Origin of the sequence: Arthrobacter sp. NPDC056493 (assembly GCF_042795115.1) — a bacterium.
Lineage (GTDB): Bacteria > Actinomycetota > Actinomycetes > Actinomycetales > Micrococcaceae > Arthrobacter.
In genome coordinates this window covers 1-21,396 of the sequence record NZ_JBHTSL010000026.1, presented here as the reverse complement: position 1 = coordinate 21,396, position 21,396 = coordinate 1, and the positions used below count along the sequence as shown (strand labels likewise).

21 protein-coding genes are annotated in these 21,396 nt (G+C 66.7%); 13 read left to right on the top strand and 8 right to left on the bottom strand.

Going from position 1 to position 21,396, the window contains the following annotated elements; translation table 11 throughout:
* Window positions 1–2: 2 nt before the first annotated feature.
* The 3 genes from ACFQ50_RS12260 to ACFQ50_RS12250 form a co-directional block, all read right to left on the bottom strand.
* Window positions 3–1,091 (bottom strand): calcium:proton antiporter, encoded by a 1,089-nt coding sequence (locus ACFQ50_RS12260; protein WP_377995812.1) that lies wholly within the window; start codon window positions 1,089–1,091, stop codon window positions 3–5.
* Between the two features lie 46 nt (window positions 1,092–1,137).
* Window positions 1,138–1,440: a DUF4193 domain-containing protein gene (locus ACFQ50_RS12255; protein WP_003802821.1), complete on the bottom strand. Its 303-nt coding sequence runs from the start codon at window positions 1,438–1,440 to the stop codon at window positions 1,138–1,140.
* A 110-nt stretch (window positions 1,441–1,550) separates the two neighbouring features.
* On the bottom strand, window positions 1,551–1,760 hold the full coding sequence (locus ACFQ50_RS12250) for a hypothetical protein (RefSeq protein WP_377995811.1): 210 nt from the start codon (window positions 1,758–1,760) through the stop codon (window positions 1,551–1,553).
* 301 nt (window positions 1,761–2,061) lie between these two features.
* Between ACFQ50_RS12250 and ACFQ50_RS12245 the strand changes: the two genes are divergently transcribed.
* Complete coding sequence (locus ACFQ50_RS12245) at window positions 2,062–2,829, top strand: lytic transglycosylase domain-containing protein (protein WP_377995810.1); 768 nt, start codon at window positions 2,062–2,064, stop codon at window positions 2,827–2,829.
* 31 nt (window positions 2,830–2,860) lie between these two features.
* On the opposite strand, the gene ACFQ50_RS12240 is transcribed toward ACFQ50_RS12245, so the two are convergent.
* Complete coding sequence (locus tag ACFQ50_RS12240) at window positions 2,861–4,150, bottom strand: ammonium transporter (protein WP_377995809.1); 1,290 nt, start codon at window positions 4,148–4,150, stop codon at window positions 2,861–2,863.
* Window positions 4,151–4,372: 222 nt separating this feature from the next.
* On the opposite strand from ACFQ50_RS12240, the gene glnT reads away from it, so the two are divergent.
* From glnT to ACFQ50_RS12210, 6 genes are all read left to right on the top strand, one after another.
* Complete coding sequence (gene glnT / locus ACFQ50_RS12235; RefSeq protein ID WP_377995808.1) at window positions 4,373–5,746, top strand: type III glutamate--ammonia ligase; 1,374 nt, start codon at window positions 4,373–4,375, stop codon at window positions 5,744–5,746.
* A gap of 65 nt (window positions 5,747–5,811) precedes the next feature.
* Window positions 5,812–6,720 (top strand): glutamine amidotransferase, encoded by a 909-nt coding sequence (locus tag ACFQ50_RS12230; protein WP_377995807.1) that lies wholly within the window; start codon window positions 5,812–5,814, stop codon window positions 6,718–6,720.
* The gene (locus tag ACFQ50_RS12225; protein WP_377995806.1) at window positions 6,708–7,418 is read left to right on the top strand and encodes a protein glxC; all 711 of its coding nucleotides are present in this window, start codon (window positions 6,708–6,710) and stop codon (window positions 7,416–7,418) included. The genes ACFQ50_RS12230 and ACFQ50_RS12225 overlap by 13 nt, the downstream gene beginning before the upstream one ends.
* Window positions 7,419–7,429: 11 nt before the next feature.
* A complete protein-coding gene (locus tag ACFQ50_RS12220) occupies window positions 7,430–8,785 on the top strand; it encodes an FMN-binding glutamate synthase family protein (RefSeq protein ID WP_377995805.1) in 1,356 nt (451 codons plus the stop codon).
* Entirely contained in the window at window positions 8,785–10,098 is a 1,314-nt protein-coding gene (locus tag ACFQ50_RS12215; RefSeq protein ID WP_377995804.1) for an allantoate amidohydrolase, read from the top strand. Before ACFQ50_RS12220 ends, ACFQ50_RS12215 begins: the two co-directional genes overlap by 1 nt.
* Window positions 10,098–10,718 carry a helix-turn-helix domain-containing protein gene (locus tag ACFQ50_RS12210; protein ID WP_377995803.1) on the top strand — a complete coding sequence of 207 codons (621 nt, stop codon included), beginning with the start codon at window positions 10,098–10,100 and terminating at the stop codon, window positions 10,716–10,718. The genes ACFQ50_RS12215 and ACFQ50_RS12210 overlap by 1 nt, the downstream gene beginning before the upstream one ends.
* Window positions 10,719–10,720: 2 nt before the next feature.
* Here ACFQ50_RS12210 and ACFQ50_RS12205 read toward each other — a convergent pair whose 3' ends face one another.
* Window positions 10,721–11,305, bottom strand: coding sequence for a PadR family transcriptional regulator (locus tag ACFQ50_RS12205; RefSeq protein ID WP_377995802.1), 585 nt, complete (start codon window positions 11,303–11,305; stop codon window positions 10,721–10,723).
* A 244-nt stretch (window positions 11,306–11,549) separates the two neighbouring features.
* Window positions 11,550–12,221 carry a DNA alkylation repair protein gene (locus ACFQ50_RS12200; protein ID WP_377995801.1) on the bottom strand — a complete coding sequence of 224 codons (672 nt, stop codon included), beginning with the start codon at window positions 12,219–12,221 and terminating at the stop codon, window positions 11,550–11,552.
* Between the two features lie 146 nt (window positions 12,222–12,367).
* Here ACFQ50_RS12200 and ACFQ50_RS12195 point away from each other — a divergent pair, with 146 nt between their 5' ends.
* Window positions 12,368–13,411, top strand: coding sequence for a hypothetical protein (locus tag ACFQ50_RS12195; protein ID WP_377995800.1), 1,044 nt, complete (start codon window positions 12,368–12,370; stop codon window positions 13,409–13,411).
* 20 nt (window positions 13,412–13,431) lie between these two features.
* On the opposite strand, the gene ACFQ50_RS12190 is transcribed toward ACFQ50_RS12195, so the two are convergent.
* Together ACFQ50_RS12190 and ACFQ50_RS12185 are read right to left on the bottom strand one after the other, a co-directional pair.
* On the bottom strand, window positions 13,432–14,946 hold the full coding sequence (locus ACFQ50_RS12190; protein WP_377995799.1) for an MFS transporter: 1,515 nt from the start codon (window positions 14,944–14,946) through the stop codon (window positions 13,432–13,434).
* An 84-nt stretch (window positions 14,947–15,030) separates the two neighbouring features.
* Window positions 15,031–15,819, bottom strand: coding sequence for a 2-keto-4-pentenoate hydratase (locus tag ACFQ50_RS12185; protein ID WP_377995798.1), 789 nt, complete (start codon window positions 15,817–15,819; stop codon window positions 15,031–15,033).
* Window positions 15,820–15,992: 173 nt separating this feature from the next.
* On the opposite strand from ACFQ50_RS12185, the gene ACFQ50_RS12180 reads away from it, so the two are divergent.
* The 5 genes from ACFQ50_RS12180 to ACFQ50_RS12160 all read left to right on the top strand — a co-directional run bounded on the left by ACFQ50_RS12180 (window position 15,993) and on the right by ACFQ50_RS12160 (window position 21,361).
* Complete coding sequence (locus ACFQ50_RS12180; protein WP_377995797.1) at window positions 15,993–16,793, top strand: HpcH/HpaI aldolase/citrate lyase family protein; 801 nt, start codon at window positions 15,993–15,995, stop codon at window positions 16,791–16,793.
* A 39-nt stretch (window positions 16,794–16,832) separates the two neighbouring features.
* Entirely contained in the window at window positions 16,833–17,591 is a 759-nt protein-coding gene (locus ACFQ50_RS12175) for an SDR family NAD(P)-dependent oxidoreductase (RefSeq protein WP_377995796.1), read from the top strand.
* A gap of 134 nt (window positions 17,592–17,725) precedes the next feature.
* Window positions 17,726–18,832, top strand: a complete 1,107-nt coding sequence (locus ACFQ50_RS12170; RefSeq protein WP_377995795.1) for an MFS transporter — start codon at window positions 17,726–17,728, stop codon at window positions 18,830–18,832.
* 131 nt (window positions 18,833–18,963) lie between these two features.
* The gene (locus ACFQ50_RS12165) at window positions 18,964–20,325 is read left to right on the top strand and encodes a hemolysin family protein (protein WP_377995794.1); all 1,362 of its coding nucleotides are present in this window, start codon (window positions 18,964–18,966) and stop codon (window positions 20,323–20,325) included.
* Window positions 20,318–21,361 (top strand): hemolysin family protein, encoded by a 1,044-nt coding sequence (locus tag ACFQ50_RS12160; RefSeq protein WP_377995793.1) that lies wholly within the window; start codon window positions 20,318–20,320, stop codon window positions 21,359–21,361. The genes ACFQ50_RS12165 and ACFQ50_RS12160 overlap by 8 nt, the downstream gene beginning before the upstream one ends.
* The last annotated feature ends 35 nt before the right edge of the window (window positions 21,362–21,396 follow it).

Here is a 21,396-nt window from a genome sequence, read left to right as displayed (position 1 = left end):
GCTTACGGAAACATGGCGAGGAACAGGAACGCGGCGAACAGCACCAGGTGGATGGCCCCCTGCAGTCGGGTGGCGCGGCCTGGCACAACGGTGAGTGTTCCCACGATGACGGTCAGCAGGAACAGGACTATTTGCGTGCCGCCGAGCCCGAGCGTCAGAGGTCCCTGCAGCCAGATGCTGGCCACGGCGATGGCGGGAATCGTCAGGCCGATGCTGGCAATCGCCGAACCGTAGGCCAGGTTGAGGCTGATCTGGATTCTGTTCCGGGAGGCGGCCCGGGTGGCGGCGAGTCCCTCCGGCAGCAGCACCAGGAGCGCGATGACAACACCCACGAAGGACTCCGGGATCCCGGCCCGAGTGACGCCCGCTTCGATGACCGGGGATACGGTTTTGGCCAGTCCGACGACGGCGACCAGCGCCGCGCACAGCAGCGCGAGGCTTGTGTAGGTGGCCCGGTTGGTGGGGGTGGGGCCATGCCCGTCGTCCTCGCCGTCGTCGGGGGACACGACAGGAAGGAAAAAGTGGCGGTGGCGAACGGTCTGGGTCAGCACAAACACGCCGTAGAGGGCAAGCGACGCCACGGCCGCGAAGCCCAGTTGCAGGGGCGAAAACTCAGGTCCCGGCCGCGACGACGTGAAGGTCGGCAGGACCAGCGTCAGGGTAGCCAGTGTGGTGACCACTGCCAGGGCGGCGCCGGCTCCCTCCGGGTTGAACCGCGGAATGCCATACTTGCGGGCGCCAACGAGCAGGGCAATTCCCACGATGCCGTTGGCTGTGATCATGACGGCGGCGAAGACGGTGTCCCGGGCCAGGGAATGGCTTCCCTCGCCGCCGGAGGCGATCAGCGTGACGATGAGAGCCACTTCAATGATGGTCACGGCGACAGCCAGCACAAGCGATCCGAAGGGTTCACCGACGCGGTGCGCCACCACCTCGGCGTGATGCACGGCCGCCAGGACCGCACCTACCAGGACCACCGCGATGACGGTGGCCAACACCGGGCCGGGGGAAATTCCCCAAGTCACGGCCAGCACGATCAGGCCGACGACGGGAACGACGGCGGTCCAGGACGATCGGAGCCGGGCCAGCACAGCGCTATCTTCTCAGTGCTGGCCCTTCAGAGCTAGCCCTCTGGTACTAGCCTTCACACTCCGAGCAGTACTTCTTTCCGTCCTTTTCCCGCGCGAGCTGGCTGCGGTGGTGGACCAGGAAGCAGGACATGCAGGTGAACTCGTCTTCCTGCACCGGAACAACCTGGATCAGCAGCTCTTCGTGCGACAGGTCGGCGCCGGGAAGGTCGATGCCTTCGGCGGTGTCGGCTTCTTCCACGTCAAGCAGGGCAGTCTGGGATCCGCCCTGCCGGGACTGGATGGCCTCCAGGGATTCGTTGGCCGGCTGGTCCTCTTGGGCCACGCGAGGGGCGTCGTAGTCAGTTGCCATGGTTATTTCTCCTTCGACTGTGCGCCGGACGGCGCACATTTCGCAGGACTCAACGAGTGGGCGCCGCCAGGTATTCCCGGTAACCGGGGACGGGTTAAGGTCCCCAAAGTTTAGAGGATGATTTCGCGGGTCATGCCGAATGGAACCTTGTCGGATAGCGTGGCGGTGTAGCTCCCTGGCCTGTTGCGGGTGACCATGATCCCGTGTGTTCCGGTGAGAATGGCCGCCTCCTGAAGGCACCTGACGGCGGCATCGAGCCGCTCGTCAAGGACCTTGCGGTCGTGTACCTGGATATCGATCGTTTGGGTGGTGCTGGGCATGGGTGTCCTTTAGGCTGTTGAAAGTTTTGAGCTGTGCAGAGTTTTGGGCCGCTCGCGAATCGGCGGCAGGGCACTCCGGGCTGTCTGTGTATGCGGCGACTGCCGGATGCCAATATGTGCGGCCTGTAGGCCGCTGGTGCACCGCCCCCACGGGCTCTGATGTAAGCCTGTCCACGCGTACGGTTCGCGTGCATCATGTCGGTGCTCTGCGAAAAATTAGACCGTGCACCCAAAACTTTTGTCAAGAGACTCGGCAGCGGCCCGGGCGCGCTGATGGTTCCCATTCGGGTTAGGCTGTTCCGTGCTTCGTCTGAAACGCCTTGCGGTTCTCAGCCTTTTCGCGTTCTGCGCCATCACTGCGTGCGCCTTCTGGCTCCTCGGCGCGACCAGTGCGGGCGTTCCCGGGGCGGGGATGCGTGCTGCCCAGCCGGCGCCGCCGCAGGCAGCAGGCAAATTCGTGCCGCTGGCAGGCGGCAGCGCGCATGCCGTGAACATCACCAGGACTGTCGATTTGGGCTGGCTGGCCCGGACCGCCGCGCAGACGGGAATTCCTGCGCGGGCCCTTCGGGCGTACGTTGCCGCGGCCGGTATGGCGAATATCGCGGCGCCGGCGTGCAGAATCGGCTGGAACACGGTGGCCGCCGTCGGGTTTGTTGAATCCGCGCACGGCGCCCTCGGCGGTGGCCGCCTCACGGCCTCAGGTGAGGTGAGCGGGCCGATCGTCGGCCCCGGCCTCAACGGAAACGGCTTTGCCGCGATTGCCGACACCGACGGCGGCGCGCTCGATGGCGACCCGCTCTGGGACCGCGCCGTCGGTCCCATGCAGTTCATTCCCTCCACATGGAAGCTGGCGGGACAGGACGCCAACGGGGACGGCGTGGCTGATCCGCACAACATCGATGACGCTGCCCTCAGCGCGGCCGGCTACCTGTGCGCCGGCGGGCGGGACCTCACCACGGCCCAGGGGTGGAGCGACGCCATCTGGTCCTACAACCAGTCCGAGGCTTACCTCGGCCAAGTGGGCGGGAAGGCTGTTGAATACGCGGAGCAGGCCGGGCCTATTGAGTAGGCCCGGCCTGCCGCCGCAAATCGTGTTCAGTTCAGACGCGGTGCGGGGATCCCAGCTCCACAGGCTCCTCATCCATCAGATAGGCCGATTCGGAGTGCGCCGCGATGTCGATGCCACGGAGTTCGGCGGCCTCGTCGATGCGGAGACCGACCGTGATGTTGAGGACCTTGGCGATGACCCAGGTGACGGCAAAGGAATAGGCGAGAGTGGCCGCGGTTGCCACCGTCTGGATGCCCAGCAGGTCAAACCCTCCGCCGTAGAAGAGTCCGTTGACCTTGTTCGGTGCGGCGTCCGTGGCGAACAGCCCGATCAGCAGCGTTCCGATGATGCCGCCGATGAGGTGCACGCCGACGACATCGAGTGAGTCGTCGAAGCCGAGACGGAACTTCAGCTCAATGGCCAGGGAGCAGACTGCCCCGGCGATCCCTCCGATGGCCAGTGCGCCGAGGGGGCTCACCGCGCCGCACGCGGGGGTGATGGCCACCAGGGCCGAAATCAGCCCGGAAGCGGCGCCCATGCTGCTGGCGCTGCCGAGCCGGATTCGTTCCACGAGGGCCCAGGCGAGCAGGCCGGCAGCGCCGGCCACGGCGGTGTTCAGGAAGACCACCGACGCCGAGTGTCCGGCCGTGAGGGCGGAACCGGCGTTGAAGCCGAACCAGCCGGCCCAGAGCAGTCCTGCTCCGACCAGTACCAGCGGGCGGCTGTGCGGCTTGACGTGCTCGCTCTTGGGCCAGCCGGCGCTGCGTCCCAGGACCAGGGCGAGGGCGAGGGCTGCGATTCCGGCGTTCATGTGCACGGCTGTTCCGCCGGCGAAGTCGACTGCCTTGAGGTTGTTGACGATCCAGCCGCCGATCACGGAACCGTTCGCCGAGCTGAAGGCGAAGACCCAGTGGGCCACCGGAAAGTAGACCAGTGTTGCCCACAGGGCGGCGAAGGTCATCCAGGCGCCGAACTTCATCCGCCCGGCAGCGGCTCCGGCGATGATGGCAGTGGTGATCCCGGCGAAGAACAGCTGAAAGGCGGCGAACAGGGCCGGTGGTATGGCGGCGCCGGGGTCCTCGGCCAGCAGCTGGCCCATGCCGAAGTACTCCGTGGCGTCGCCGATGAGGCCGGCTCCGCCGAGGGAATTGCCGAAGACCATCGAGTAGCCGAACACCGCCCAGAGGACAGCGACGACGCTGACGCCGCCGAAGCACATCATCATCATGTTCAGGATCCGGCGGGAACCCACCATGCCCCCGTAGAACAGGGCAAGTGCGGGGATCATCATGCACACCAGGGCACTCGCGGCGAGAATCCAGGCAACATCTCCAGAATTCATGGGACTCCAATCAGGGAGGGAACGGGGAGGAGTGACGTGAAACTATGATTCACCGCAGTGAACCTTTCCGGGTTTCGGCCCGGTTAACTTCCCGTTGCGATCAGCGCCTCCTGCCGTGCTTCAGATTTAACAAACGGTGCGCACTTTTGTAACATCGGTTTGGCTACTGTGGTTCAACAACGTTTCACCGCAGGTAACACCGAACCGAACAGGACAGTTCCGATGACAAGCCTCGCAACACCTGAAGTAGCAACGGAGCCCGTCGTTTCGCTGGAAGCCGACCGGGTCGCCCTGGCCGATATTGCCAAGGCCCACGATGTCCGCTTTCTGCTGGCCACCTTCGTGGACATGACTGGCAAACCCTGCGCCAAGCTGGTGCCGGTTGAGGCCGCCGATGAGCTCGAGGCAGGAGTCATGGGATTCGCCGGCTACGCGGCAGGCCTCATCGGCCAGAAGCCGCAGGATTCCGACCTCATTGCCGTTCCCGACCTCGCGTCCTTCACTCCGGTGCCGTTCATCAAAGAGGGCCTGGCGCTGATCCATTGCGATCCCTATGTCGACGGCAAGCCCTGGCCCTACGCCCCGCGCGTCATCCTCAAGAACACTCTCGCCCGACTGGCCGGGAAGGGGATGCAGGCAAAGATCGGCGCCGAGGTGGAATACTTCCTGGTCAACAAGAACGCCGACGGCACCCTCAGCACGGCCGACACCCGCGACGACTCACCCCGTCCCTGCTACGACGCACGCGGCGTCACCCGCATGTACGAGCACCTCACCTCGATCTCCACGGCCATGAACAGCCTGGGCTGGGGCAACTACGCCAGCGACCACGAGGACGCCGCCGGACAGTTCGAGCAGAACTTCAACTACGCGGACGCCCTGACCACGGCCGACCGCGTGGTCTCCCTGCGCTACATCCTCAACATCCTGGCCGAACAGCGAGGCATGACGGCAACCTTCATGCCCAAACCCTTCACCGACCGCACCGGCACGGGCCTCCACTTCCACTTGTCCCTGTGGTCCGGGACGAATCCCCTCTTCCCCGGGGACGACGGCGACCGCGGCCTTGGACTGTCAGAGCTCGCCTATTCGTTCATCGGCGGCCTCCTCGAGCATGCCCCGGCCCTCCAGGCCTTCCTGGCGCCGACAGTTAACTCCTACAAGCGCACCGGCGCCACCACCAGCTCCTCCGGGGCAACCTGGTCACCGCGGAAGGCCTCCTTCGGCGGCAACGACCGAACACACATGGTCCGCGTTCCGGACGAAAAGCGGATCGAGCTGCGCTCCGGGGATGGCTCGGCCAATCCCTACCTCGCCATCGCCACCGCCATCGAGGCAGGGCTGGACGGCATCGCCAGGGAAACGGACCCGGGTGCCCCCTCCGGTCCGGGCGAAGCGCGGCCCGATGCCCACCTGCTGCCGGCAACGCTGCTCCACGCCGTCGAGGCGCTGCGCCGGGACCCGGTCATCCTCTCCAGCCTCAGCGGGAACGAGGCGATCGGCCAGTACTACGCCGATGCCAAGGAAGAGGAGTTCCTGACCTGGCACAACCAGGTGAGCGACTGGGAAATCCGGACCTACCTGACCTCGATCTGAACGGCCCCCACAAACAACCAAGAAACCAGCCCAACCAAGAGCCACCCCTAGCAAAGGACCCCCGAATGTGCGGAATCGCCGCGCTGCAGCTGCGCAACCCCCTGCTGCACTCCCAAATGGGCAGCCTGCTGTCCTCGATGCTGTGCCAGATCGTGGACCGCGGCCCTGACTCTGCCGGCCTCGCCGTGTACGACACCCCGGGCCTCGTTTCCGGCAACACCTCCACGCTGAGCCTGCTGGGCAAGGAACAGGGCCTGCCGCCTGCCGGAATCACCGCCGCGCTGGAGAGCCTGCTGCCCGCCTCCGCCGGAACGGCAGTGAAGGTGGTGGGTGACACCACCTTCGTCAGTTCCGCCGTCGACACCGAACTGCTCGCCAAGGCAGTGCGCGAAACCCTCCCGGACTCCACCATCATCGGCCGCGGCGAACGCGTAGCCGTCATGAAGAGCGTGGGCCATCCGATGGAAATCGCCGCCGAACACGGGCTGGAGGCCATGTCCGGCAGCCAGGGACTCTCCCACACCCGGATGGCCACGGAGTCGGCCGTGACCGCCGGCGGTTCCCACCCGTTCTCCGTGGCCGACGACCTGTGCCTCGTCCACAACGGCTCGTTCTCCAACCACGCCACCATCCGGCGGGACCTGCTGCGCGAAGGCGTGGCGTTCGACTCGGACAACGACACTGAAGTGGGCGCCCGCTACATCGCCTCCCGCTTGAAGCAGGGCGACACCCTGGAGGAGGCGCTGACCAACCTCGGCAAGGTGTTCGACGGCTTCTACACGCTCGTCGTCACCACCGCCGACAGCATGGCCGTGGTCCGCGACCCCATCGCCTGCAAGCCGGCCATCATCGCCGAAACCGACGACTACGTGGCCATGGCCTCGGAGTACCGCGCCCTGGCATCCCTGCCCGGCATCGAAACCGCCCGCATCTTTGAACCGGAACCCGGAAAGGTCTACACATGGTCACTCTGACAGCACCCGAGACAACAGCAACCACAACCACAACTGACCTCGCCGGCAGCCCGGTCCGCGACCTCAACCAGGCCCTGCACGATGCAGTTGACGGGCAGTCCTGGACCGTCGAAAACCCCGGCGGAAAGCACAGCCTCGCCGTCGGAATCGACGCGGACATCGAGGTCACCATCAACGGCCATGCCGGTTATTACGCTGCCGGGATGCACCAAAAAGGCGAGGTGACCGTCAACGGCAATGCCGGCGTCGGGCTCGCCGAGAACATCATGTCCGGCAAGGTCCACGTGAAGGGTGACGCCTCGCAGTCGGCCGCGGCCACCGGCCACGGCGGCCTCGTGGTGATCGACGGCAACGCCGGAGCCCGCTGCGGGATCTCCATGAAGGGCGTGGACATCGTGGTGGGCGGCAACATCGGCCACATGTCCGCCTTCATGGCCCAGGCCGGCCGGCTGGTGGTCTGCGGCGACGCCGGGGACGCCCTCGGCGACTCCATCTACGAGGCCCGCATCTACGTGAAGGGCTCCGTTGCATCCCTGGGCGCGGACTGCATCGAGAAGCCGATGAAGGCCGAGCACCTGGAGGAGCTGGAAGGCCTGCTCGCCGCGGCCGGGCGCACCGAAAACCCCGCGGACTTCAAGCGCTACGGCTCGGCCCGGAACCTCTACCACTTCAGCGTCCACAACTCGACGTCTTACTAAAGGACAACGCCATGACCATCACCTCCCTGGGCGCCCCGGCCCTCCCCGCACGGCAGGTCGAAGAACTGGGCCTGCGCGAATCAGCCACGTTCGACCGCGCCACCATCGCCGACATCCAGCGGGCCGCCGCCACCGGCGTCTACGACATCCGCGGCTGGGGAGCCAAGCGCAAGGTCCCGCACTTCGATGACCTGCTCTTCCTCGGCGCTTCCATGTCCCGCTACCCGCTGGAGGGCTACCGCGAAAAGTGCGATACCGACGTCGTCCTCGGCGACCGTCACGCGAGCAAGCCGCTGCACCTGGAGACGCCTGTGACCATCGCCGGGATGAGCTTTGGCGCACTGTCCGCCAACGCCAAGGAGGCGCTGGGGCGCGGCGCCAGTGAGGTGGGCACCTCCACCACAACGGGCGACGGCGGCATGACCCCCGAAGAGCGCGGGCAGTCCAAGCACCTCGTGTACCAGTACCTGCCATCGCGCTACGGCATGAACCCGGACGACCTCCGGAAGGCCGATGCGATCGAAGTGGTCCTCGGCCAGGGCGCCAAGCCCGGCGGCGGCGGCATGCTGCTCGGCCAGAAAATCACCGAGCGTGTGGCCGGGATGCGCACCCTGCCGGTCGGCATCGACCAGCGCTCCGCCAGCCGCCACCCGGACTGGACCGGACCTGACGACCTGGAGATCAAAATCGGCGAACTGCGCGAGATCACGGACGGGAAGACGCCGATCTATGTCAAGATCGGCGCGTCCCGGCCCTACTACGACACCGCCCTGGCCGTGAAGGCCGGAGCCGACGTCGTCGTCGTCGATGGCATGCAGGGTGGCACCGCCGCGACGCAGCAGGTCTTCATCGAAAACGTCGGCATCCCCACGCTGGCTGCCATTCCGCAGGCCGTGCAGGCACTGCAAGAGCTCGGCCTGCACCGCAAGGTCCAGCTCATCGTCTCCGGCGGTATCCGCACCGGAGCCGACGTGGCCAAGGCCATGGCCCTCGGTGCCGACGCGGTGGCCATCGGCACGGCAGCCCTGATTGCGCTGGGCGACAACGATCCCCGGTACGCCGCCGAATACGCCGCCATGGGATCGGCGGCAGGCTTCTACGACGACTTCCAGGACGGCAGGGATCCCGCCGGAATCACCACCCAGGACCCGGAGCTCTCGTCCAGGCTGGACCCCATCGCCGGCGGACGGCGCCTGGCCAACTACCTCCGCGTCCTGACCATGGAAGCCCAGACCATCGCCCGGGCGTGCGGAAAGTCGCACCTGCGCAACCTCGAACCGGAGGACCTGGTGGCCCTCACCATCGAGGCGTCGGCCATGGCACGCGTTCCGCTGGCCGGCACCAGCTGGATCCCCGGAGCCGGCTGATGGCAGAGACCTCAGAGTATGTGCCGGCGGGCGCCGGCCCGGCCGGGACCGCCACGGCATCCGTAGCCGCTCTTCTGCGGGACATTTCCGACGTCGGTGCTGACTCCCGCCGCGGCGGCTTCTCCAGGCCGGTCTTCTCTTCCGCAGAAACCGAGCTCCGGAGCTGGTTCGCGGAGCAGGCCGAACGGCGCGGGCTGGATGTCCATACTGACGGGAACGGCGTCATCTGGGCCTGGTGGGACACGGCAACAGGCACCCGCCGGGACGCCGTCGTTACCGGCAGCCACCTGGACTCGGTGCCCGGCGGCGGCGAGTACGACGGGCCGCTGGGCGTTGCGTCCGCGCTCGTCGCCGTCGACCTCCTGAAGAGCCGCGGGTTCCGTCCCCGGCGGCCGCTGGCCATTGCCGTCTTCCCGGAGGAAGAGGGCTCCCGGTTCGGCGTCGCCTGCCTGGGGTCACGGCTGCTCACCGGCGCGCTGGATCCGAACAAGGCCCGCAACCTGAAGGACGCGGACGGCAACACGTACGCCGACGTCGCCGCTGCGAACGGCCAGGACCCCCGGTTCATCGGCGCCGACCACAGGGCCCTCAGCCAGCTGGGCATGTTTGTGGAGCTGCACGTCGAGCAGGGGAGGGGGCTTGCCGACCTCGGCCGGCCGGTGGCCATCGGTTCCTCGATCCTGGGCCACGGCCGGTGGAAGCTGTCAGTGCACGGCCAGGGAAACCACGCCGGAACCACCCTCATGAAGGACCGCAGGGACCCCATGATTGCCGCGGCCAGGATCATGATCGGCATTCGGGACACCGCCGCGAAGTACCGGGATGCGCGGGCGACCGTGGGCCGGCTCCAGCCCGTTCCCGGCGGCACCAACGTCATCGCCTCCCGGGTGGACCTGTGGATCGACGTCCGGCATCCGCGTGACGGGGTCACCGCTGCCTTGGTGGAATCCATCCACCTCAACGCCCAGGTGATGGCGGCGGAGGAAAACTGCACGGTGACGTTCGGCGTCGAATCCCTGAGTCCAACGGTGCACTTCGACGCCGGCCTGCGGGACCAGCTTCAGGTGATACTTCCGGAGGCGCCGGTCCTGGACACCGGGGCCGGCCACGACGCCGGTGTGCTGGCCGGGCACATTCCCACGGCCATGCTGTTCGTACGGAATCCGACCGGGATCTCGCACTCGCCCGAGGAACTGGTGGAGGATGCCGACGCCGAGGCGGGTGCGGAGGCGCTGGCGGATGCCCTTGCGGGGCTGCTGGGAACTGCCAGGGTGCTCGGATCCGGTCTGCAGGCTCCGCCTATGATGGCTTGATGACGGATCAGGCTGGCGAAGCGAGGGACATGGCCGCGGAGAATACCCACGACGGCGTGGCCGGCAAGCTGGAACGGATCATTGCCGGCCAGGTCCGCCATTACCGGACGGCGAACGGGCTTTCCGCGTCGGAGCTGGCCTCACGGACCGGCATGTCCAAGGCGATGATCTCCAAGATTGAAACCGCCAGCACGTCCTGTTCCCTCACCACGCTCCAGCGGCTGGCGGACGGGCTGAAAATTCCGGTGACCGCGCTTTTCCGTGGCGCGGACACGGACCGGGACGCAACCTTCACCAGGAACGGCCAGGGCAGCCTGACGGTGCGCAGCGGAACCCAGCACGGGCACGAATACCGGGTGCTGGGGACCCTGAAGGGGCGCACCGACGCCATTGAGCCAACGCTGGTGACACTGACCGACGCGTCCGACGTTTTCCCGCTGTTCCAGCATCCCGGCACCGAGTTCATCTACATGCTGGCCGGGAAGATGGTCTATGGCCACGGCGCCTACGAATACACGATGGAACCCGGAGATTCCCTGCTCCTGGACGGCGAAGGCCCGCATGGCCCGCTGGAGCTGCTGGACCTGCCCATCCGGTTCCTGGCCATCGCGGCGAAATAGCCTTAGTCCGCGAGGATCTGGTAGAGGGCCCGGCGGGTTTCGTCGATCTTTTCCATCGCGGCCGCACGCTGTTCGTCGGTGGCAGCGAACCGGAACTGGTGGATGACGCCCATGAGCTTTTCCACGCTCTGGTGGAACGCGGGTCCGGATTCCTCGGCACTGGTGTTCCAGGCGCGGTCCAGTTCCTCGGCGTGGTCAGCCACATATTCCCGTCCCAGGTCGGTGAGCGCGAATTCGGTGCGGCGGCCATCCCCCACCGGTGCAATGAGCTCCTCATCGACGAGCTGCTGGAGCGTCGGGTAGACGGATCCCGGGCTGGGCCGCCAGGCGCCGGACGACTTCTCGGCGATGGTCTTGATGATTCCGTAGCCGTTGGACGGGGCTTCCGCGAGGAGGGACAGGATCGCGGAACGGACATCGCCCCTGTTGGCCCGGCGTGAACCGCCGGGGCCGAAGCCCGGGCCAAATCCGCGGCCGGGGCCAAACCTGCCGTGTCCGTGCGGTCCGCGCCGGCTCCTGCCCCGCTCGAAGCGTCCCGCCTCAGGCCCGGCATCCGTAAATCTGCTGTGGTCGTGAATGCCTTTCATGATGGCATCATCCTTCCGTTGAGTGTGCTCGCTTCAACCCGAAGCGATACTCAACGATATATCGGTACATATCGGCCGTCAAGGGTTTTTGGCGCGCCTGGATGCCCGGGAGCGGGGAGTTTTTGTCCATTTGTCGCGGGTTGCGGGGGTGTTTGAGGCGATTATCTGGACAAAAACTCCGGGGAGGAGGCAGGATTCTCCGGCAAGTACGACGGCGTCTTCCGGGGCAGGCGAATGCCGCGCCTTAAGCTCCGCTCCGGCGGCTCACCATCTCGTTGATCCAGATTGGCGCGAAGGGCGAGGTGCAGTTCGGCGGGGTCGGGTAGTCCTTGAGCACTTCCAGCCGTTCGCCGATGTCGATGGCCCGGGCGCGGTGGCCTGGATGCTCGATGCCGATCTGGGCCAGGGCGTGGTTCATCGCCCACTGCAGGCGGTCCGGTGCGTCCTTCATGTCCGCCTCGATCGTGTCCAGGAGCCCGGACAGGTCGAGCCCCCCGGGCTTCTTCGCCACCCGCTCCGTGGTCAGGGCCCAGCCGGCACTCGCGACCACCTGGTCCGGATCGCCGGTCCAGGTGATGCGCAGCTCCTCGGCGTGCGGGCTCTTCTTCACCACGTAGTTCACCAGCCAGTCATGCACCTTGGGTGCCCGGGCCTGGCGCAGCATGGTGTCCAGCTCCTGCAGCTCGAAGGCCTTTGGCCGGCAGATCAGCAGTGACAGCAGGCGCGCTGCGGTGTCATCCGTGGCCCACAATTCACGGGCCAGCTGGTGCTGGGTCTTGAGCCGCTTCGCGACCGCGCGCAACGCGGACAGGTTCACGCCGTGGTCGTCGCCGCGCTTCCGGTTCGCCTCGCGCATCTTCGGATCCTCCAGCGCAGCCAGCTCGGCCGTCACCGACTCAATTGCTGTCTCCGCCATCACCGCTCCTGCTCGCCGGCCGCCCTCGGTCGTATTCTACGGTCGCCGGGTGAGCGGAGTGCGTGTTCACTTGCCGGACGGCTGCGGTTCGCTTCCGGCACTTAGCCTGTCCCGGGAAAACCAATGGACAGACTCAAGGAGAAGCCATGCGATCAATCAAACGCCGTGCCCTGGCCGGTGCAGGCGCGGCCCTGGTGGCGGGGTCACTGCTGGCTCAGCCGGCACTCGCCGCAAACGACAATGCCGCCACGAAGGGTACCTTCAGCTTTGCCGTCATCGGCGACGTACCCTACGGCGACGCCGAGTTCCAGGCGTTCCCCTCCTACATCCAGGACATCAACGCCCACCGGGAACTCTCCTTTGCGGCGCACCTCGGAGACATCAAGAGCGGCTCCACCCAGTGCACCGACGAGTACTTCGCCGCGATCCGGAAGAACTTCGACACGTTCACCCTCCCCCTGGTCTACACGCCCGGGGACAACGAATGGACCGACTGCCACCGGACGAACAACGGCGCCTACAACCCGCTCGAGCGGCTGGACCAGGTCCGCGAAACCTTCTTCCCTAAGCCGGGCACCACGCTGGGAACCCCGATGAAGATCAGCTCCCAGGACCGGCTGGGCTTCCCCGAGAACGTGAACTTCAGCAGGCACGGCATCGCCATTACCGCCGTGAACATCACCGGCAGCAACAACGGCCTGCTGCCCTGGTCGGGGCTCGGCAATGCCGCACCCACCCCCGAGCAGGCGGAGGAGGTCCGGGACCGGACGGCCGCGGGCATCAGGGAACTCAGCCAGACGTTCCGGAAGGCCCGCGAGAACGACGACCGGGCCGTCGTCGTCATGACCCAGGCGGACATGTTCGACCCGACCGTCACCGCCCCCACCCAGGCGAACTACAGCGCGTTCACGCCGCTGGTCCAGACGCTGATCCGGGAATCGAATGCCTTCGGCGGCCCGGTGTACCTGATCAACGGCGACAGCCACGTGTACAACCAGGACCACCCGCTGGAAGCGGGCTCCCCCTGGCTGGACTTCTATGGGCAGGACGCGGCCGCAAAGAACCTGACCAGGGTCACGGTTGACGGATCGGACAATGCCAAGGACTGGCTCAAGGTCACCACAACCAAGCCAGGCGCACCCGGCGTCCTGTCCTTCGAGCGGATCCCCTTCACCAGCCCCGCACCGTAAGCCGGAAAAGCACCAGGGGTCTACGCGGAAGCGTGGCTGGCCGACACTGTTGGTGCGGGTGCCAGCAGCATGGTGGAGGTGTCGATGCGTTCGTCGGTGTCCTGGCCGTCGACGAGCGCGGCTGCTTCCTCGTGGCTGGCCACAACCGGCACGGACCCGAGGAGGGGGCGTGCGGCTGATTCGCGCATCTTCAGCAATGCCAAGAGGGCGACGGCGGAGAAGAACATCACGTAGAAGGCCGGTGCGTAGGAGTTGCCGGTGACCTCGACGAGGATCTGGCTCACCAGCGGCGTCGTGCCGCCGAACAGCGAGATCGCCAGGTTGTGCGTCAGGCCCACACCGCCGTAGCGGGAAGCCGTGGGGAACAGCTCGGACATCGCGGCACCGGTGAGGGCCAGGAAGAACGCGCTGGGCAGCGAGACCATGAACAGGGCCAGGTACAGCGACCAGACTTCGCCGACGTGCATCAGCGCAAACGCCGGCAGGAGCAGGACGAGGTTGCCGACGGCGGCGACGGCGTAGACGGGGCGGCGCCCGATCCGGTCGGACCACCGCGCCACCACCGGCACGATCAGCGCCTGGAGGAGAAGGATCACCACTGTGGCCACCGCCGTGTACACGGTGGCCATGCCCACCTGGGTCTCCAGGTAGGTCGGCATGTAGCTCGTGACCGTGTAGGACGAAGTCCCGTCGGCCGCGATCAGGGCAATGCCGACAAGGATCTGCGGCCAGTACAGCCTGACGATGTTCGCCAGGTTCTGCCGGACAAAGATCGGGTTGGTGTTTTCCACGTCCGCTTTCTCCTGCGCCGCCTCGAAGCTCGGGGACTCGGGGATGCGCTTGCGCAGGGAGATGGCGAGCAGACCCAGCGGAAGGGCCAGCAGGAACGGGATCCGCCAGCCGCCGTCGAGCATTGCCGTCTCGCCCCACACGGAGGTGGTGATCATGGTGGTGACCGCGACGACGGCAGCGCCGGCCGCGAAGCCCAGCTGCGAGCCCGTGTTCAGCAGCGCCGTCCAGAAGCCCCGGTGCCGGTCAGGCGAGAACTCCGCGACATAGGTCGCGGCGCCGGAGTACTCGCCGCCGGTGGAGAATCCCTGCAGCATCTTCAGCAGGTACATCGGAACGAGCACCCACAGGCCCACCTGCCCGGCGGTGGGCAGCATACCGATGATGGTGGTGGCCGAGGCCATCAGCGCCATCGTGAAGAAGAGGACCTTGCGGCGTCCGATCCTGTCCCCCAGGGGGCCCAGGACCATGCCGCCCAGCGGCCGCACGATGAACGAGACCGCGAAGCCCAGGAGCGTCACCAACAGGCCCGTCCGCTGGTCCATGCCCTCGGTGAAAACGCTGGTCATGGTGAGTGCCAGGTATCCGTAGATCCCGATGTCGTACCACTCGATGAAGTTGCCGACCCCGGCGCCGATCTGGGCCTTGCGAAGGTCACGCTTGTCGACGACGATGCAGTCTTCCGTCCGCAGCCGGCGGGAGGTCTTGGGTGCTGTTGGGAGTTGTGTACTCGGGTACTCGGACATCTTTGTCTTTCTTTTGCGAGGGAATCCCGGCAGGGTCAGCGCGCAGGTGACTGAAACGCTGGTGGGCCACTGATCTAGTCAGCCCTAACCTGCAGCGGTGTAGTCAAAGCTGACCTCTCCCCACCCTTCGAAACGGCCGGTGATGCGGGTGCCGGGAACCATCCTGGCTGCGGCCAGGCAGCTGCCCGGCAGGATCAGCTGACCGGCCTTCAGGGTGATGCCGTACTCGGCGATCCGGTGGCATAGCCACACCAGGGCGGAAATCGGGCTGCCGTAGATCGCGGAGGTGTTTCCCTCGGCCACGACCTCCCCATCGAAGGTGATGACACCTTGCGTGTCGGAGAGGTTTACTTCGTTGAGGGTCCGCGGCTGGCCGCCAAGGATAATGCCGGCACTGGAGCCGCTGTCAGCCAGCGTGTCGAAAATGCCGATGTTCCAGTCCCGGACCCGCGAGTCGATGATCTCCAGGGCCGGCACCACGAAGTCGGTGGCGGCAATGATGTCGGCAACGGTCACATTGGCGCCGCCCACGTCGCGCTTGAAGACGAAGGCCGGCTCAAGTTCGATATAAGGCTCAATGAATTCGCCCTGTGAGCGGGGCAGGTTTTCCGGGTAGAACTGGCTGGCGAGCAGGTACCCGTAGTCGGGTTCATCGACGCCGAACTTTGCCTGCATGGCCTTGGCGATGTTTCCCAGCTTGAAGCCTGCGACGCTGTCGCCGGCGGCCACCTGGCGGCGGATCACTTCCTCCTGAACCCGGAAGGCGTCAGCGACGGTGGGCCCGTCTTCAGGGCGGATCAGGGTGTCGACGGGAGTCCGGTTCGCCTTGGCGTCAAGGATACGGTCGGCGGTTTCGAGGATGTTAATGGGCATGGTTCTCTACCTTTCGGTGCGGGGTGCGCTGGTTACCGAGGTGCCAGATGGTCATGGAGGCAAGCTTGTTTGGCGTTCATTAGTTGAACGGCGTATTTATCTATTGAACACTAAGGTAAAGTGGTGCGAGACACATCGTCAAGCCCCTCCCGCTTCGAGAAAGGAAGCGAAGCATGAAGATTCCCGGTGAAACGAGCAGGCCGAGCCCTCTCAAAACACCCGAACTCAACCTCACGGACCACGGGCGCCGCGGGGTCTGGATCGACCTGCAGGACCCCGCCTCGATCGAGCTCATCTGTGCGGAGGGTCCCGACTGGATCGGGATCGACGGGCAGCACGGGCAGCCGGAGCTCCCGGACTTGCTCGGGCTCATTGACGCGGCCAACGTGTTCGGCGTCCCGGCCATCGTCCGGGTGCCGGGACACGACGTCGGCGGTGCCGGACGGGTGATCGACGCCGGTGCCCAGGGCATCATCTTTCCCACGGTCGAGGACGGCACAGCGGCATCCACGCTGGTCTCGGCATGCCGCTTTCCGCCGCGGGGCGGCCGCAGCTTCGGGCCGGTCCGGCGGTCCCCCCGGTATGCCAAGCCGACACCCGGTGTTCCGGCTGACGATCCGCTCGCCATCCTCATGGTGGAGACGCGGGCCGGCTATGAGAATCTCGACGCCATCCTGGCGGCCGGTCCCGACGGCATCTTTGTGGGACCCTACGATCTCTCGCTGAGCCTCGGCGTTGACTTCGACACCCTGATCTCCGCAGACCCGGACGGAATCCTGCGCGACATCGCCCAGCGGTGCGCGGACGCCGGCGTTCCGGCAGGCATCTACTCGGGTTCGCCCGAGCTGTCCGCCGCACCGATCAGCTGGGGCTACAGCTTCATGCCCATCGCCTCGGACTACTCCCTGCTGTCCACCGCCACCCGCGGCGTCCTGGCTGATTACGCCGCGCGGTACCGGACCGTGAGCCGCTAGACCGGGCACGCACACGAGCCAAGACCTGGAGGAGTAAGCGTGGAGCTGGAAGGCAAAGTCGCCTTGGTCACCGGTGGTGGCCAGGGCATCGGACGCGGCATCGTTGACCGGTACCTGGAAGAGGGGGCGCAGGTCGCCGTCGTTCAGCGCCGGGAACTGGGGGAGGGGTTGCTGGGCCACCAGGGCGTCCTCGGCATCCAGGCCGACCTTGGCGACCCCGCGGCTATCAAGGAGGCTGCCGACCGCACCGCAGGGCATTTTGGCGGCATCGACATCCTGGTCAACAATGCCGGCATCATGTTCGAGCGCAGCGTCGCTGACATCAGGCTGGACGAATGGGACCTGATGATGGCCGTCAACTTGCGTGCGCCGCTGTTTTTGGCCCAGGCCGCCCTGCCCCACATGCAGCGGCGGGGCGGCGGAAGCATCGTCAACCTGGGATCCATCGAAGGGCTTTCGGCGAATCCGCTCCACGCTGCGTACTGCGCGTCCAAAGCGGGCATCCACGGAATGACGCGCGCCATGGCAGTGGATCTGGGCAAGGACGGCATCCGCTGCAATGCCATTGCCCCCGGGTGGATCGACTCGGAGTTGAGCGCGACCTACCTTGAATCCCAGCCGGATGCAGCCAGTGCGCGTGCGGCGCTGGACCGCCTGCACCCCGTGGGCCGCGTGGGCCGCCCGGCCGACGTCGGGGATCTGGCCGTCTTCCTGGCCAGCGACCGGTCCAGCTTCCTGACCGGAGAAATCGTGGTGCTCGACGGCGGCAGGACGGCAAAGCTGCCGCTGCCCTTTTAGCGGGCCTACTTTCTCTCAGACAGGCCGTCCGCCGGCATGGACTAAGGTCAAAGCAACACATCCAGAAAGGCGGTCCCTGCCGGCCCATGAGTGCGCCCGGATACCTTGCGGCTTCGATACCCCCGAGAATGGCCATGGCCGGTTCCGCCGTGGCGATCCCCATCCTGGCCGTGCAGCAATTGCACGATGTAGGGATCGGCGGTGCGCTGGTGGCCGTGTCCCTTGGCCCGAGCGTCCTCGCCGCACCGCTGGCGGGCGCCGCTCTCGACAGGGCCCGGCGCCCCGCTTTGCTGGTGGCCGCTTCCGGAGTGCTCACGGCCATGGCTTTCGCCGCAGCCGCGCTCCTCGGCCAGCTCCCGCTGCCGGTGGTGTTCGCCTGCCTGGCCGTGGCCGGGGCGGCCTCGCCCTTCTATATGGGCGGGCTTTCCAGCTACGTCGCCGATGTGATCCCCGGCGGGCGCCGGGCGTTTGCCTTTGATGCCCTTTCCTACAATGTCTCAGCCGTCGCGGGACCCGCCTTCGTGGCTGTCATGGCCGTGTTCCTTCCAGCCCCAGCCGCGCTCGCGGTGCTGTCCGCAACCGCCGCGGCAGGCGCCGTGAGCGTCAGCGTCATCGGACTGAAGTCGCATTCCGCGCCCAGGGTTTCACCGTGGCAGGCGGTCGCGGCCGGGCTGCACCGGATCTTCAGCCACCGCCCCCTTGCCGTGGTCACCGCCGCTTCCACGCTGAGCCAGCTTGGCCAGGGCGGGCTGGCCATCGCCGCCATTGCCCTCTCGATTGAACGGATCGGTTCACCGGGCGACGGCGCGCTCGTGGTGACCTCCTTCGCCGTCGGCAGCCTGCTGGGGGCGCTGTACGAGACAGTCCGTCCCGCACGGGCCCGGCCGCACGCCGTCATGATGGCCGGATTCCTCGCCACCGGCCTGCTGACCGTCGGCGCCGCCGTCGACATTGGGACGGCCTGGACCGTCGTCGCCATCGGCCTGTCCGGCGTCTTCACGGCGTCCACCGCTGCCGCGATGCTGTTCCTCCGCAACCATCTGAGCCCGCCCCATCTCCGGTCCCAGGTCTTCACCGTCGGGGCCGGCCTCCGCGCCAGCGCCTCAGCCGGCGGCGCGGCCCTGGCCGCCTCCGCCACCGGATTCGGCGGCGCACTCAGCCTGGCGGCGGTTGGGGTTGTCTGGGTGGCATCCGCCGCGCTGATGGCCGCCTACCCCAGGGGCGTCCAGGCGGAAGCGTAAGCGGCACCGCAGAACGGCACGGAAACACCCGATATAGTGGAGGGCACTATGGACGACCCTCCTTCACATATGCCCTGGCCCCTCACCCATTTGACCGGCACGCCGGTCAGCACGGGAGAGGGGCGCCCCCAATGAATGACTGGATCATGATCGGGATCGGCCTGATCCTGACAGTCGGTACCGGATTCTTCGTCGCATCCGAGTTTGCCCTGGTCAATCTTGACCGCAACGACCTGGAAGCGCGCCAGGCGCGGGGTGAGAAACGCCTTGCCCCCACCATCAAAGCGCTGAAAATCACCTCGACGCACCTGTCAGGTGCGCAGCTGGGCATCACCCTCACCACCCTCCTGACCGGGTATACCTTTGAACCGGCCATCAGCAAGCTGCTGAGCGGTCCGCTGACGGCGGCGGGGTTCCCGGAGGGCCTCGTGCCCGGCGTCGGTGCCGTCGTCGCGATTTTCATCGCCACCATCTTCTCGATGGTGATCGGCGAACTGGTGCCCAAGAACTTCGCGCTGGCACTGCCGCTGGCCACCGCCAAGGTGGTGGTCCCGTTCCAGGCCCTGTTCACCACCGTGTTCAAGCCCGTCATCCTCCTGTTCAACAACACTGCGAATGCGGTCATCAGATCCTTCGGCATCGAGCCCAAGGAAGAACTGTCGGGTGCCCGCAGCGCCGAGGAACTGAGCTCGCTGGTCCGCCGCTCCGCGCTGGAAGGCGTCCTCGACCTGGACCACGCTGCCCTGCTGCACCGGACACTGCGCTTCTCCGAGCACAGCGCAGCCGACGTCCTGACCCCGCGCGTGCGGATGACCGCCGTGAACACCGATGACACGGCCGAGCAGGTCATCGCGCTGGCCAGCTCCACCGGCTATTCGCGGTTTCCCGTCATCGGCCGGGACCGGGACGACGTGCTCGGCGTGCTGCACGTCAAGCAGGCCTTCGCCGTCGCGCTTGAGGAACGCGCCAGCGTCCTCGCCGCCGACCTGATGATCGAACCGCTCATGGTCCCCGAATCCATGGGCGTCGATTCCCTCCTGGTGCTGCTCCGCAAGCAGGGCCTCCAGGTGGCCATCGTCTCCGACGAGCACGGCGGAACGGCCGGCATCGTCACCCTGGAAGACCTGGTGGAGGAGATCGTGGGTGAACTGGAGGACGAGCACGACCGCGCCCGCGTGGGCGTGGTCCGGACCGGCCGCTCCATCACCTTCGACGCCTCGCTGCGTCCGGATGAGCTCCTGGACCGGACCGGCATCGCCGTTCCCGACGGCGAGGACTACGACACCGTGGCAGGGTTCGTCGCGGACCGGCTGGACCGCATCCCGGAACTCGGCGACGAGGTGGCCATCGACGGCGGCACGCTCCGCGTGGAGCGGGTGGCAGGCGCCCACGTCGGGCGCCTGAAATTCACGCCGGAGGAGACGGCCGAACCGCCCAAGAGCGCGCACGACAGGATCATCGAGACCCTTACACAGGAGCTGACCCATGAGTGAGTACCTTCCGGGCATCATCTGGCTCGCCGTTCTGCTGGTGGTCAACGGCTTCTTTGTCGGCGCCGAGTTTGCCGTCATCTCCGCCCGCCGGTCACAGATCGAGCCGAAGGCGGAGGCGGGCAGCAAGGCCGCAAAAACCACCCTGTGGGCCATGGAGCACGCCACGCTCATGCTGGCCACCAGCCAGCTCGGCATCACCGTCTGCTCGCTGGTGATCCTGAACGTCTCCGAACCGGCGATCCACCACCTGCTGGAGATCCCGCTGGGCCTGACGTCCCTGTCCGGCGAGGCGATTGGCATCATCGCCTTCGTGGCGGCGCTGCTGCTGGTGACCTTCCTGCACGTGGTCCTCGGCGAGATGGTCCCCAAGAACATCTCGTTCTCGGTCCCCACCCGCGCAGCGCTCATCCTTGCCCCGCCGCTGGTGATGGTGGCGCGCGTGTTCAAACCGGTGATCTGGACCCTGAACGGCATCGCCAACTCCATCCTCCGGCTGTTCCGGGTGGAGCCAAAGGATGAGGCCACCAGCGCCTACACCCTGGACGAGGTAGCCAACATCGTGGAGCAGTCCACCAGGGAGGGCGTTCTGACGGACAATACCGGCGCCCTCACCGCGGCCCTCGAGTTCACGGAAAAGACCGTGGCCGACGTCGAGGTTCCCATCGCTGAGATGGTGCTCCTGCCGGCGTCGGCAACTCCGGCGGACATCCAGCGGGCGGTGGCCGAGCACGGTTACTCCCGCTACATCCTGACCGACGGCGACGGCGACCCCTCCGGTTACCTTCACCTGAAGGATGTCATGGACCTCACCACACCGGAGAAGTTCAGCCGGCCCGTGCCGGAGAAACGCATCCGCCGGCTTGCCTCGACGTTCCGCGGCAGCGAACTCGAGGATGCCCTCGCCACCATGCGCCGCACCGGCGCGCACGTGGCCAGGGTCTTCGACGCGCGGGGGGACACCACCGGCGTGCTGTTCCTGGAGGACATCATCGAGGAACTGGTGGGCGAGGTGCAGGACGCCACCAGCAGCACCTAGCCCCTGCAAACAAAACCCTGGACACAAACCGGTCC

What these genes read in the sequence shown, in the direction of transcription:
- ACFQ50_RS12255 (WP_003802821.1), bottom strand. Translation starts at nt 1,440, where the DNA reads ATGGCAACTGACTACGACGCCCCTCGCGTGGCCCAAGAGGACCAGCCG.
- ACFQ50_RS12250 (WP_377995811.1), bottom strand. Translation starts at nt 1,760, where the DNA reads ATGCCCAGCACCACCCAAACGATCGATATCCAGGTACACGACCGCAAG.
- ACFQ50_RS12240 (WP_377995809.1), bottom strand. Translation starts at nt 4,150, where the DNA reads ATGAATTCTGGAGATGTTGCCTGGATTCTCGCCGCGAGTGCCCTGGTG.
- glnT (WP_377995808.1), top strand. Translation starts at nt 4,373, where the DNA reads ATGACAAGCCTCGCAACACCTGAAGTAGCAACGGAGCCCGTCGTTTCG.
- ACFQ50_RS12230 (WP_377995807.1), top strand. Translation starts at nt 5,812, where the DNA reads ATGTGCGGAATCGCCGCGCTGCAGCTGCGCAACCCCCTGCTGCACTCC.
- ACFQ50_RS12225 (WP_377995806.1), top strand. Translation starts at nt 6,708, where the DNA reads ATGGTCACTCTGACAGCACCCGAGACAACAGCAACCACAACCACAACT.
- ACFQ50_RS12220 (WP_377995805.1), top strand. Translation starts at nt 7,430, where the DNA reads ATGACCATCACCTCCCTGGGCGCCCCGGCCCTCCCCGCACGGCAGGTC.
- ACFQ50_RS12215 (WP_377995804.1), top strand. Translation starts at nt 8,785, where the DNA reads ATGGCAGAGACCTCAGAGTATGTGCCGGCGGGCGCCGGCCCGGCCGGG.
- ACFQ50_RS12210 (WP_377995803.1), top strand. Translation starts at nt 10,098, where the DNA reads ATGACGGATCAGGCTGGCGAAGCGAGGGACATGGCCGCGGAGAATACC.
- ACFQ50_RS12205 (WP_377995802.1), bottom strand. Translation starts at nt 11,305, where the DNA reads ATGAAAGGCATTCACGACCACAGCAGATTTACGGATGCCGGGCCTGAG.
- ACFQ50_RS12200 (WP_377995801.1), bottom strand. Translation starts at nt 12,221, where the DNA reads ATGGCGGAGACAGCAATTGAGTCGGTGACGGCCGAGCTGGCTGCGCTG.
- ACFQ50_RS12195 (WP_377995800.1), top strand. Translation starts at nt 12,368, where the DNA reads ATGCGATCAATCAAACGCCGTGCCCTGGCCGGTGCAGGCGCGGCCCTG.
- ACFQ50_RS12190 (WP_377995799.1), bottom strand. Translation starts at nt 14,946, where the DNA reads ATGTCCGAGTACCCGAGTACACAACTCCCAACAGCACCCAAGACCTCC.
- ACFQ50_RS12185 (WP_377995798.1), bottom strand. Translation starts at nt 15,819, where the DNA reads ATGCCCATTAACATCCTCGAAACCGCCGACCGTATCCTTGACGCCAAG.
- ACFQ50_RS12180 (WP_377995797.1), top strand. Translation starts at nt 15,993, where the DNA reads ATGAAGATTCCCGGTGAAACGAGCAGGCCGAGCCCTCTCAAAACACCC.
- ACFQ50_RS12170 (WP_377995795.1), top strand. Translation starts at nt 17,726, where the DNA reads ATGGCCGGTTCCGCCGTGGCGATCCCCATCCTGGCCGTGCAGCAATTG.
- ACFQ50_RS12165 (WP_377995794.1), top strand. Translation starts at nt 18,964, where the DNA reads ATGAATGACTGGATCATGATCGGGATCGGCCTGATCCTGACAGTCGGT.
- ACFQ50_RS12160 (WP_377995793.1), top strand. Translation starts at nt 20,318, where the DNA reads ATGAGTGAGTACCTTCCGGGCATCATCTGGCTCGCCGTTCTGCTGGTG.